Raw genomic sequence first — 12246 nt, 5'->3', positions numbered from 1 at the left:
CTCAGGTGAGGAAGGTCTTGAGTTCGTGGACGAGCTTGTCGATGTGGCCGGAGACCACCGGGGTGCCGAGCGCCTTGAACCGCTCGCGGAACCAGGGGTTGACCTCCTGGCGTCCGGAGCTGGTCACCGAGCCGACGGGGATGAACCGCACGCCGGACCGGTGGACCGCCTCGATGCCCTCGAAGAGCGGCTGGGAGCGGTCGAACTCGTAGAAGTCGGAGATCCACACCATGACGGTGTTCTTGGGCTCGGCGATCTTCGGCCGGGCCATCGCCATGGCGACCGGTCCGTCGTTGCCGCCGCCGAGGTTGGTGCGGAGCAGCACGTCGAACGGGTCGTGCACCCAGGGGGTGAGGTCGATCGCGCGGGTGTCGTAGGCGATGAGGTGGACGTCCACCTTCGGCAGACCGGCGAAGATCGAGGCGAGGATGGTGCAGTTCACCATCGAGTCGACCATGGAGCCGGACTGGTCCACGACGACGACGAGCCGCTGGGGCGTGGTCCTGCGGACGGTGTGCCGGTAGTAGAGGCGGTCGACGTAGAGCCGCTCCTCCTCCGGGCTCCAGTTGGTGAGGTTCTTCCAGATGGTGCGGTCGACGTCGAGGTTGCGGAAGACCCGCTTGGGCGGGACCGAGCGGTCGAGCTCGCCGACGGTCGCCTTCTCCACCTGGGTGCGCAGCACCTCGGCGACCTCGTCGACGTAACGCCGGATGAGGGACTTGGCGTTGGCCAGGGCGATGCCGGAGAGGTTGCCCTTGTCGCGCAGGAGCTGCTCGATGAGGGACATGCTCGGGGTGAGCCTGGCGGCGAGCGCGGGATCGGCCAGCACCTCGCGCAGGTGCATGCGCTGGACCAGGTCGGCCTCGAGCGAGCCGAGCTCGGCTCCGAGGCCGCCGCCGGTGAGGCCTGCTCCGGCCGCGCGCCCGCCGCGCAGGCCCCCGGGCGGGCAGCCGAGCGCGCGCTCCAGCCAGCCGGCGTCCGACTGCCAGCGCGCCAGCTGGCCGGCGGAGACCGTGCCGGAGCCGGTGGAGAAGACGTTCAGCAGGACCTTCGAGGCGAGTGCGGCGCGCCGCACCTCCGCGGCCCGGTCGCGGGCGTCGTCCGCTTCGGGCTCCGGCGTCATCAGGCCGTCGAACTCCTCGGCCAGTTCCGGATGGCGCTGGACGACGGAGTCGACGGACGCCCCCGGGTCGAGCAGCGCCGACGGGAGGCCGATGTCCTCGACGACGGCGAGGCTCGCGGCCTCCAGGGAGGCCTGCTCCTCGTGGTCGAAGAGCCGGGCGAGGAGACGCCAGTAGAGGACCTGACGGCGGTTGTCGTCGGAGTCGGCGAGGTCGGCGGGAGTGATGGGGCCGGTGGTGTCGGTGTCGATGGTGTCGGTGTCGGTGCGGTCGGTGTCGGTGCGGTCGGTGTCGGTGCGGTCGGTCATTTCCGCAGCAGCCTTCCGGCTCGTTCACGCAGGACGGCGACGGAGTCCGTGGCCGCCTTCTCCGCGCGGACGCCCGCCTTGTCGGTGGTGCCTCCGGCCCAGGCTCCCGCGTGGACGGCGACGGTCTTCTTCCGCACGGTCGTCTCGACGGCGAGCGGCTGGAGGACGAACGCGCCGGCGTCCCACCGGAGCAGTCCGAGGCACGCGCCGGACGCGGCGACGGTCTCCGGGGCGAGCGGACCGGCCGCCGGGACGCGGTCGGTGTCGACGGCCAGCCGGTGCCCGGGGACCGCGAACACCGTCGGCCCGTCGTCCTCGCGCTCCACCGCGTACCCCTCGACGAGTACCGGGACGGCGATCCGGACCGGGTGGCGGTCGAGCGGGGCGGTCACCGGGTCGGCGGCGGTGGACAGGATCACCCGGGCGGTGGCGAAGGGGTCGGCGGGCTCGCCCGCACGGGCGCGCTCGTCGTCCCAGACGAGGTCGCCCTCGTCCGTGAGGGGCATGGCGTCGAGCTCCATGGAGCGGCCCTCGCTCACGGCGGCCAGGAGTGACATCCGCGGGCGGAGGAGCTGCCAGAGTCCGGCGCCGACGACGGTGTCCGGCTTGGGCGCGGAGACCGCGGCCCGCACCAGGCGCGGGGCGGTGCCGTCGGCGGGCTCGAACACCGCGTGGACCTGGGCCTGTACGGCGGTCGCGTGCTCCTGGACGTCGACGCCGAGCGGCAGCAGCCGGCCGGTCGCGGGGGACGTCGCGGGTCCGGCGGCGCCACCGGTCGCGCCGGGCAGGGTCAGGATCAGCGCGCGGGACCACAGGTCGGCCCAGCGCCGCACCGGGACGCGCTCCAGGGTGGCCCCGGGGCAGGAGGCGGCCAGTTCGGCCGCGAAGCCGTCGAGCAGGGCGGCCTGACGCCTCAGCAGCGGGTCCGGCAGCATCGCGGAGACGACGGGCGCCGCACCGGCGACCAGTTCGTGGTCGATGCCCTGCCAGCCGGCGCGGGCGATGTCGCACAGCCAGGCGCGGGCGGCCGCCAGCACGTTGGCGGCGGCACGCTCCCCGTCCGCCGTCGGAGCGGTCGCCTCCGCGCGCGGCCGGCCCGTGACGTCGCCGATGCGGGCGACGAGGGCGTCGTGCGCGGAGCCCATCAGGGCGGTGCGGGCGGCGGCGAGGGCGACGAAGTGCTCCTCGCCCGCCGCGCCGGCCGCGGTCTTCTCGGCGGCCTCGGCGACCCGCGCGGCCAGCGGTGTCCCGGCGACGGCGTCCGTGAGCGCGGCGAGGCCGTCGGCCTGCGCGGGCTGCGGGCGGAGCAGTCCGGCGACGAGCACCCGGTCGAAGGCGTCGACGGCCGCGAGGGCCTCGTCGAGCCCGTCCACGGGGTCGGAGAGGAGGTCCGTACGCATCAGGCCACCGCCCTCGTCGGCGGGAACCACTGCATCTCGGGCAACGGCACGGTCACCGGCTCCCGTTCGAGATAGGCCAGGTGCCGCAGGAAGCGGCTGAACACCGGGGCGGCCGCCGAGGTGTCGCCCTGCGCGGGGCGCGTGGCCGTCATCGCCGAGACGAGCCCGGTGGTGTCGGGCTCCTGACCCGGCGTCTCGGCCTTCAGGTAGCGGGCGACGCGCTCGGCGCCGTACTGCAGGACGGCCTCGCCGACGAGCGCGCGGATGTGGTTGCAGAACGAGCCGCGCGCACCGCCGCAGGGGCGGTTGTTGTTGGTGCTGCACGCGAACGCGTACGTCCCGGCGGCGATGGAGGACACGTACACGCGCCCTATGTCGGACCCGCTGGACACGACACCCTGCAACCGTCCGTCGGCCAGCTCGACGAACGGCACCTTGGCGAGCTTCCGCGGTCGTGCGGGCGGTACGACCCGCGCCACGCTCGACGTCTCCCAGACCGTCAAGACACCTCTCCCATGCACGTCAAAGGGGATGTTCACGCCGGAGCGGCGCGACAGGAACGAACCTATCCCCGCCCACTGACAACGGCCCGGGAGCGGCCGGACAGCGGGGTAAGACGGGCCTGGGAGCGGCCCTGGAAGGACATCTGACGGGAGGTGGGCTCACCACCAGTAGGCGGGATACCTCGGAGCGCCCCTGCGGATGCGCGACGCGGTGAACGCGGTCAGGACGAGCAGGACCGTGGCGCCGAGGAGCAGCGGCACGAACCGGCCCGGCGCGGGCGACTGGAGCACGATGACGACCGCGGTCGCACAGGCCGGGGAGTGCGGGGTCCGGGCCAGGGTCGTCAGCGCGAGGGCGACGCCGGCGGCGATCGCCGCGGCCCAGGTGCTGCCGCCCGCCGTCGCCGCGACCGCGTACCCGGCCGCGGCCCCGAGCAGGTGGCCGACGACCACGCTGCGGGGCTGGGCCAGGGGAAGGGTGGGCGCGCAGTGCACCAGGGCGGCGCTCGCGGCCAGCGGCGGTATCAGCACCGGCTCGTGGATGGCGGCACCGATCGCGACGAGCCCCAGCAGGGCGGCCGTCGCCGCGGTGACGCTGTGGAAGGCGGCCGCCGGCGCGGGCCGGGCCGGCGCCCGGCCGACGATCCTCGGCCGGCGGGGGCCGGAGGAGGCGGCGCCGGGGGCGGCGGAGGGCTCGGGGGCCGTGGCGGCCCCGGATCCGGCTTCGGCCGCGGAAGCGGTCGCTACCCCGTCGGTCGCGGTACGGCCTGCGGTACGGCTTGCGGTGTCGGTGCTCATGTGATGCGGCGTTTCCGGGCGGGCGGCCGGGGCCGCGCAGGACAGGGCAGGGCAGGAGTCGGGGGTGACGGTCGTACGGGACCCTGTGGTCGACAGTCGGCCCGGTCATGCGCGTGGTCCTGGTGCGGCGGCGCAACCGGTCACCACTCTAACCAGCGGTTTCTCGGCGGCGGGGGCGGGGTCGGCGCGGTGTCCGCCGCACATGCGGCGTAAACTAGGGCGAATGAACACACTCCGGTACGAGCTGGTGTTCTCCGACGGCGCGGGCGCGGCCCGTGACGTCGTCACCGTGGAGCGCACCCTCTCCAAAGGGCCCGGCGGTCATCCTGTGTACTCCGACCCGACCGGCATCATCCGGGCGGAGATCAGCGACCGCGGCGAGGTCCGCGTGCTCGCGTCGGGCGGCCACCAGGAACCGGCCCAGAGCGTCGCGGCCCGGCCCCTCCCCGATCCCGATCCCGATCCAGCGGATCCGGATCGGGATCAGGAACAGAAGGGCTCAGCCGGCCCGCGCCCGTGACACGGGGTGCGGCAAGCGCACGGAGAGCCCCCCGTCCTTGCGGACGGAGGGCTCTCCTGATTCCGGCCCCGCGGGGGATTCGGGGCCGGGGCCACGTGGGTGGGGGTCTGTGGATCCCGCGGGCTGCTACTTGGTGGGGAGCTCGTCCGCGAGCGGGCGGTCGATCGCCATGATCCAGCGGTTGTCACCGGTGCGGCGCATGACGTCGGTGCAGGTGCCCGTGATGATCTGACGTCCGCCCTCCCCGTCGGCGACGTCGAGGCGGAACTCGACGATCACCAGCGAGACGTCACCGGCGACGTAGTTCTGCACGACCTTCGAGTCGAGCTTGGGGCCGGTCTTCAGCAGGTCGATGATGCCCTGCCGGCGCTCCGCGCCCGTCAGCGGGGCGCCCGAGAGGTTCGAGATCGCGTCGTCGCGGTAGAGCGTGTCGAAGATGGCGCCGTCGCCGGAGTTGAAGGCGTCGATGAACGCCTGGTTCTGCTGCTCCACGTCGTCGGTGAGGACCAGGTTGGCGAGATCGGTGGTGGTCATGGTGATGACTGCTCCCTGTTCGTTGGTGCTTTCTCTGTCGTTCCGGTCGTCTCCGGCGCGCTCCGGGTCGTGCCCGGAGCGCTTCGGTTCGTGCCGGCGGTGACGGGGGTGCGACGGCACGCCGACCGTATGCGGCGGCGCCCCACCCCCCATCCACCGTGGGGTAATCGCCGACTCGGCGCGGATCACCCCTCGGTCATCGGTGGCGCCGGGAAGTAGCCGACCTCGGTGAAGAAGTCGACGTACCTGCCGAACAGTTGCTTGGTGACGGGCGGGCAGTGGACGTCGCTGCCCGCGAGCACCTCGAGGGTGTCGGTGATGTCCATCGGCGGGTAGAAGCCGGAACTGTCGGCGGTGAGCAGCTCGAAGGCGTCGAGCAGCGGCACGAGCGCGTTGCCCCGGTCGGAGCGCACGAGCTCCAGCCAGTCGTCCCGGTCCAGTTCGCCCAGCGGGTATCCGAACGACCGCAGGTGGTCGGCGGCTTCGGCGAACGTCAGCTCGCTCGGGTTGTAGAGGTGGAACGTCCGGCCCACCGCGCCCTCCCGGCCCGACATCGCGAGGATCGCCGCGCTGACGTAGTCGACGGGCATCAGGTGGACGGGCCCGACCATCCCCTTCGGGACCGCGCCGGCCTGCAGGATGCCCTTGAGGCTCAGCCAGACGAAGTCCCTCGTCTGGCAGGCTCCGTTGCGCTGGTCACCGGCGATCACGTCGACGCGGTAGACCGAGACCGGCAGGCCTCGCTCCCGGGCCGTTCCGATGAGCTGCTCGCAGACCCATTTGCTCTGGACGTACCCGGTCGGGAGTGACTCCGCCGGCCCCGTCGGCGCGTCCGGCGCGAGGGCGGCGCCGCCGCTGTCGGCGCCCGAGAAGACCCCGGTCGTCGACACGTAGTGGACGGGGACCGAGCGGTGCCGGGCCGCGAGCCGCAGGACCTCGATCGTGCCGGAGACGTTGGCGGCCTTCAGGTCCTCGTACGGGTGGAGCCAGTTGACCGAGGCGCCGACGTGGTAGACCACGTCGGTCTCGCGGCTGAGCCGGTCGAACTCCCCCTCGTCGAGGCCGAGACGGGGCTCCGCGAGATCGCCGACGACGACGTCGATCCGGCTCTCGTCGATCTCCTCCGCGATGCGGTACCACTCCAGGTTGGCGCGCAGTCGCTCCTGCGCGTCCTTCTGGTCCGCACCCCGGACGAGGACCCGTACGCGCGCGGTCGTGGTCCGGAGCAGGTCGCGCAGGACGAAGGCACCCAGGAAGCCGGTGGCCCCGGTCAGGAACACCCTGGCGGGTTCCGTGGCGACGCGGGTGACGACCCCGTCGGGCCGTACGTCCTCGGGGAGTACGGTCTCGGCCGCGAAGTCCACGGCCCGCGCCCCGCTCTCGCCCTTGGCCGCGGCCCCGCCCGTCGAACCCTCCAGCAGGACGGTACGGAGGTACTCCGCGAGCGCCGACGGTGTCGGGTGGTCGAAGACCAGGGTGGCGGGCAGCCTGACGCCCGCGACGTCGTCGAGCCGGTTGCGGAGTTCCACGGCGGTCAGCGAGTCGAAGCCGAGCGTCGGGAACGGCTGGTCGCCGGCGATGCCCGCCGGGTCGGGGTGGCCGAGCACGGCACCGATCTCGGCGCGGACGACCCCCAGGAGGTACGCGAGCTGCTCGGCCCCGGTCATCCCGGCCAGGTCCCGGCCGGAGGCGGCACCGGGGTCGGTGGCGTTCCGGGCGGTGCCACGGGTGGGGGCGCCGGCGAGCGCGGACAGCAGAAGCGGCGCCCGGCCGGGGTTCTCCCGCAGGGCGGCCACGTCCAGCGGGGTGCCGACGAGCGCCGGCAGCCCCTGCGCGAGGGCGGCGTCGAGGATCGCCGGTCCGAGCTCGGCGGTGACGGGCCGGAAGCCGGCGCGGGCGATGCGCCGGAGGTCGGCCTCGTCGAGGTCCCCGGTCATGCCGCCGGCCTGCTCCCACAGGCCCCAGGCTACGGACGTCGCCGGGAGGCCGCGGGCCGCGCGGTGCTCGGCGAGGCCGTCGAGGAAGGCGTTGGCCGCGGCGTACGGGGCCTGGCCGGCGCCGCCGATCACGCCCGCGAGGGAGGAGAACAGGACGAAGGCCGAGAGGTCGAGGCCCCGGGTCAGCTCGTGCAGGTTCCACGCGGCGTCGGCCTTCGGCCGCAGCACCGCGTCCAGCCGCTCCGGCGTCTGGTCCGCGATCAGTCCGTCGTCCAGGACACCCGCCATGTGGACGACGCCGGTCAGCGGGCGGTCCGCCGGGACGTCGGCGAGGACCCGCGCGAGCGCCTCCCGGTCGCCGGCGTCGGCTGCGGCGATCGTCACCCGGGCGCCGAGCCGCCTCAGCTCCTCGGCCAACTCCCCCGCACCGTCTGCCTGTTCGCCGCGCCGGCTGGTGAGGAGGAGGTCCCTCACCCCGTGCCGGGTCACCAGGTGGCGCGCGAAGAGCGCACCGAGCGAACCGGTGCCACCGGTGATCAGGACCGTGCCGTCCGGGTTCCAGACCCCCGACGGACGGGCGTCCGCCGCGGCCGCCACCCGGCGCATCCGGGGCCGGAGGACCCGGCCGTCGCGGAGCGCCAGCTGCGCCTCCCCGACGCCCGCGCCCGCCAGCAGCGGAAGCAGGGCGTCGGAGGCGGGGGAACCGTCGGTGTCGACCAGCACGAGGCGTCCGGGGTGCTCGGACTGGGCCGAGCGCACCAGGCCCCAGACGGCGGTCGCCGCGAGGTCGGTCACGTCCTCGGCGCGCGTCGCGACCGCGCCCCGGGTGAGCACCACGAGCCGGGTCCCGGCGAGCCGGTCGTCGGCCAGCCACTCCTGGACCAGGGCCAGCGCGTGGCCGGCGGCCCGATGGACGGAGCCGGGCAGGATCCCGCCCTGTGCACCGCCTGCCGGGGCCAGCACAGCGAGGAGGGGCCGCCCGTCACCGCGACCGGCGGCCTCCGCCGCGGCCGGGACGTCGGGCAGGCGCCGGGCTCCCGGCAACAGGGCGTCGAGCTGGGGCGTACGGGAGCCGAGCACGCCGCAGGCAGCGGTCGCGTCCTGGGCCCCGGCGAGGCCGACGGGTGCCCAGGCGACCTCGAAGAGGGCGTCGTGCTCGCGCGCGCCGGCGGCCACTCGGGCCTCGGCGGAGCCGAAGGCGAGCGAGGCGATCGTCGCGACGGGCCGGCCCGTGGCGTCGGCGAGGTACGCGGCGAGGGTGCCGTCACCGGCGGGCGTCAGGCGTACGCGGACGAGCGAGGCACCGGAGGCGTGCAGCCGCAGGCCGCGCCACGAGACGACGAGCCGCCCGGACGGGGAACCGGCAGCCTCGACGGCGCCGGTTCCGGCCTCGGTCGCGGTTCCGGCCCCGGTTCCGGTCGCGGCCGCGGCTCCGGCCGTGGTTCCGGCCGTGGTTCCGGCCGTGGTTCCGGCCTCGGTCTCGGTCTCGGTCTCGTTTCCCGCCTCCGCCTCGGTTCCGGCCCCGGCAGAGGTCCCGGCCGAAGTCCCGGCGGGGGCCTCCGTGGCGGTCTCCGCGGCGCCCTCGTCCGGGCCGTCAGGCGCGGTCGTCGGGGCGGCCGCCGGCGGCGCCGTGGCCGTGAGCGGAGCCGCGTGCAGGGCCGCGTCGAGGAGGGCGGGGTGCAGGCCGAAGTCGCCGGGCAGGGCGCGGTTCCGGCCCTCCTCCGGCAGGCTGACCTCGGCGTACAGGTCGTCGCCGAGCCGCCATGCCATCTTCACGCCGCGGAATCCGGGCCCGTAGGCCTGCCCCTCGTCGGCGAGCCGTTCGTAGGCACCGTCCAGGTCGAGCGCGGTCGCGCCCTCCGGCGGCCAGCTCGCCGGCTCGAAGTCGGGCTCGGAGGCCTCCACGCCGATCCGCCCGCGCCCGGCGAGGGACCAGGTGACGTCGCCGGCCTCGGGCCGGGTGTGGACGGTGACGGTACGCCGTCCCCGCTCGTCCGCCGCGCCCACGCCGACCTGCACCCGCAGCCCGGCTCCGGCGTCCAGCCTCGGCAGCGCCTCCACGGAGAACTCGTCGAGGACCGTGGCGCCGAACTCGTCGCCGGCCCGCACCACCAGTTCCACCAGCACGGCGGGCGGCAGGACGGTCGCCCCGTCCACGACGTGGCCGGTCAGCCAGGGGTGGGAGTGCCGGGTGATCCGGCTGGTGAAGAGCACCTCGTCGCCGTGCGGTCCCGCGACGGTGACGGCCGCGCCGAGCAGCGGGTGGCCGACGGAGTCCAGACCGAGGCCCACGGCGTCCGTGGCGGCCGCGGCCGGCTCGTACCAGTAGCGCTCCTGCTGGAAGGCGTACGTCGGCAGGCCGACCCGGCGCGCCCCGGAGCCCTCGAAGACGGTGCCCCAGTCGGGGGCGGCACCCCGCACGTACGCCTCGCCCGCAGAAGTCCAGAACCGCTCCTGGCCGCCCTCGTCGCGCCGCAGGGTGCCGACCACGGTGGCGGCGCGTCCGGCGTCCTCAGCGATGTCCTGGACCCCGGTCACGAGGACCGGATGGGCGCTCGCCTCCACGAAGGTGCCGAAGCCCTGGCCGAGGAGGGAGCGGACGGCCCGCTCCAGCTCGACGGTCTGCCGGAGGTTGCGGTACCAGTAGCCGGCGTCCAGCTCGGGACCGTCGACCCATTCCCCGGTCACGGTGGACAGCATCGGGATCTCGGCCTGGCGGGGCGTCACCTCGGCGAGCAGGGTGGACAGTTCGTCCTGGAGCAGCTCCACGTACGCCGAGTGGGAGGCGTAGTCGACGGGGACGCGACGCGCGCGCATCCCGTCGGTCCGGGCCTCCGCGAGGAACTCGTCGAGCGCCTCGTTCTCACCGGAGACGACCACCGAGCGCGGGCCGTTGACGGCGGCGAGCTGGATCCTGCCCTCCCACGGCACGATCCTCTCGCGGACCTGCTCGGCCGGCAGGGCCACGGACACCATGCCGCCGAGGCCGGCGAGGACGCGTCCGATCGCCTGGCTGCGCAGCGCCACCACACGGGCGCCGTCCTGGAGGGTGAGGACCCCGGCGACGGTGGCCGCGGCGATCTCGCCCTGCGAGTGTCCGGCCACGGCCTCGGGACGCACGCCCTGGGAGCGCCACAGCTCGGCGAGGGACACCATCACGGCCCACAGCACGGGCTGGACGACGTCGACGCGGTCCAGGCCTGGTGCTCCGTCGGCGCCGCGCAGGACGTCCCGGAGCGACCAGTCGGTGAACTCGGACAGCGCCTCGGCGCAGTCGTCGATCCGCTCGGCGAACGCCGGTGAGGTGTCCATGAGTTCGACGGCCATGTCGGCCCACTGCGAGCCCTGCCCGGGGAAGAGGAACACGGTCTTGCCGGACCGGCCCGCGCTGCCGGTCACCAGTCCCGCGGCGGGTTCGCCGTCGGCGAGGGCCTGGAGCCGGGCCAGTCGGGTCTCCCGGTCGGCGCCGACGACCGAGGCCCGCTCGGGGAGTGCGGCCCGGGTCGTCGCGAGGGAGAACGCCACGTCCTGGTCGGCGAGTTCGGGCCGTTCGGCGAGGTGTGCCGCGAGGCGGCGCGCCTGCGCGCGGAGCGCGGGTCGGGACTTGGCGGACAGCACCCAGGGAGCGGCCTGTGCACCCGTCGTGGCCGCCGGGACGGCGTTCTCGTCCGGACCGGCGGTCTCTTCCGGGACCTCTTCGAGGATGACGTGGGCGTTGGTTCCGCTGACGCCGAAGGACGAGACCGCGGCGCGGCGCGGCCGGTCGAGCTCGGGCCAGGCCCGCTCCTCGGTGAGGAGTTCGACGGCGCCCGCGCGCCAGTCGACCACGGGCGTGGGCTCGTCGACGTGGAGCGTCCTCGGCATGGTGCCGTGGCGCATGGCCTGGATCATCTTGATGACGCCGCCGACGCCGGCCGCGGCGACGGTGTGCCCGATGTTGGACTTGAGCGAGCCGAGCCGCAGTGGACGGTCGGCGGGGCGGCCCTGTCCGTACGTGGCGAGGAGCGCCTGTGCCTCGATCGGGTCGCCGAGCCGGGTCGCGGTGCCGTGCGCCTCGACGATGTCGACGTCGGCCGTGGTCAGTCCGGCGTCGGCCAGCGCGCCCTTGATGACCCGTTCCTGGGAAGGACCGTTGGGGGCGGTGAGGCCGTTGGACGCGCCGTCCTGGTTGACTGCGGAGCCACGGATCACGGCGAGGACGCGGTGTCCGTTCCGGCGTGCGTCGGACAGCTTCTCCACCAGGACCAGGCCGACGCCCTCGGACCAGCCGGTGCCGGCGGCCGAGGCGGCGAACGAGCGGCAACGGCCGTCGGCCGAGAGCCCGTTCTGGCGCGAGAAGTCGACGAAGCCGCCGGGATGGCCGTTGACCGTCACACCGCCGGCGACGGCGAGCGCCGACTCGCCCGAGCGGACGGACTGCACGGCGAGGTGCAGCGCCACCAGCGAGGAGGAGCAGGCGGTGTCGAGCGAGACGGCCGGGCCTTCGAGGCCGAACGAGTAGGCGACGCGGCCGGAGGCCACACTGCCCAGCTTGCTCGTCATGAGGTACCCCTCGAACTCCTCCGGTCCGTCGAGGTCGAGGTAGCTCTGCTCGACGATGCCGGCGAAGACACCGGTGCTGCTGCCCCGGAGGGCCGTCGGGTCGATGCCCGCGTCCTCGAAGAGCTCCCAGGCCGTCTCCAGGAGCACCCGGTGCTGCGGGTCCATGGCGAGGGCCTCGCGCGGCGAGATCCCGAAGAAGCCCGCGTCGAAGCGGGTCGCGCCCTCCAGGAAGCCGCCTTCCTTGGTGTACGTCCGGCCGGGCAGTCCGGGCTCGGGGTCGTACAGGGCGTCGACGTCCCAGCCGCGGTCGGCGGGCCATTCGGTGATGGCGTCGCGGCCCTCGGCCACGAGGTTCCACAGGTCGTCCGGGGAGGCGACGCCGCCGGGGTAGCGGCAGGCCATCCCGACGACGGCGACGGGCTCGGACGCCGCGGACTCCAGCTCGGCGAGCCGCCGGCGGGTCTTCTGCAGGTCCACGGTGACGCGTTTGAGGTAGTCGACGAGCTTGTCTTCGTTGTTCATGGTCTTGCGGTCTCCCAGATCAGTGGGGTCGTCGGAGAGGCGGTCGAGGGGGCGCGCCGGT

General features: G+C 74.4%; 6 protein-coding genes and 1 pseudogene. 1 reads left to right on the top strand and 6 read right to left on the bottom strand.

Annotated features, from left to right (window positions below; translation table 11 throughout):
- Window position 1: 1 nt before the first annotated feature.
- The 4 genes from ACF08F_RS07825 to ACF08F_RS07810 all read right to left on the bottom strand — a co-directional run bounded on the left by ACF08F_RS07825 (window position 2) and on the right by ACF08F_RS07810 (window position 4130).
- Window positions 2-1429, bottom strand: coding sequence for a VWA domain-containing protein (locus tag ACF08F_RS07825; RefSeq protein WP_392297605.1), 1428 nt, complete (start codon window positions 1427-1429; stop codon window positions 2-4).
- Window positions 1426-2859 carry a hypothetical protein gene (locus ACF08F_RS07820; protein ID WP_392297604.1) on the bottom strand — a complete coding sequence of 478 codons (1434 nt, stop codon included), beginning with the start codon at window positions 2857-2859 and terminating at the stop codon, window positions 1426-1428. Before ACF08F_RS07820 ends, ACF08F_RS07825 begins: the two co-directional genes overlap by 4 nt.
- Window positions 2829-3332 carry a hypothetical protein gene (locus ACF08F_RS07815; protein WP_392297603.1) on the bottom strand — a complete coding sequence of 168 codons (504 nt, stop codon included), beginning with the start codon at window positions 3330-3332 and terminating at the stop codon, window positions 2829-2831. Before ACF08F_RS07815 ends, ACF08F_RS07820 begins: the two co-directional genes overlap by 31 nt.
- A gap of 159 nt (window positions 3333-3491) precedes the next feature.
- Window positions 3492-4130, bottom strand: a complete 639-nt coding sequence (locus ACF08F_RS07810; protein WP_392297602.1) for an HPP family protein — start codon at window positions 4128-4130, stop codon at window positions 3492-3494.
- 223 nt (window positions 4131-4353) lie between these two features.
- On the opposite strand from ACF08F_RS07810, the gene ACF08F_RS07805 reads away from it, so the two are divergent.
- A complete protein-coding gene (locus tag ACF08F_RS07805) occupies window positions 4354-4650 on the top strand; it encodes a DUF6296 family protein (RefSeq protein WP_392297601.1) in 297 nt (98 codons plus the stop codon).
- Between the two features lie 126 nt (window positions 4651-4776).
- On the opposite strand, the gene ACF08F_RS07800 is transcribed toward ACF08F_RS07805, so the two are convergent.
- On the bottom strand, window positions 4777-5184 hold the full coding sequence (locus ACF08F_RS07800; RefSeq protein ID WP_392297600.1) for a YybH family protein: 408 nt from the start codon (window positions 5182-5184) through the stop codon (window positions 4777-4779).
- A 278-nt stretch (window positions 5185-5462) separates the two neighbouring features.
- Window positions 5463-12185, bottom strand: a pseudogene (locus ACF08F_RS07795) (type I polyketide synthase); the annotation flags it as partial.
- Window positions 12186-12246: the final 61 nt, after the last annotated feature.

This window comes from Streptomyces sp. NPDC015130 (genome assembly GCF_043080005.1).
Classification (GTDB): Bacteria; Actinomycetota; Actinomycetes; order Streptomycetales; family Streptomycetaceae; genus Streptomyces.
This window is presented reverse-complemented; position numbering and strand designations above follow the sequence as displayed.

Coding starts and splice junctions, on each gene's coding strand:
- ACF08F_RS07810 (WP_392297602.1), bottom strand. CDS start 4,130: ATGAGCACCGACACCGCAAGCCGTACCGCAGGCCGTACCGCGACCGAC.
- ACF08F_RS07805 (WP_392297601.1), top strand. CDS start 4,354: ATGAACACACTCCGGTACGAGCTGGTGTTCTCCGACGGCGCGGGCGCG.
- ACF08F_RS07825 (WP_392297605.1), bottom strand. CDS start 1,429: ATGACCGACCGCACCGACACCGACCGCACCGACACCGACCGCACCGAC.
- ACF08F_RS07800 (WP_392297600.1), bottom strand. CDS start 5,184: ATGACCACCACCGATCTCGCCAACCTGGTCCTCACCGACGACGTGGAG.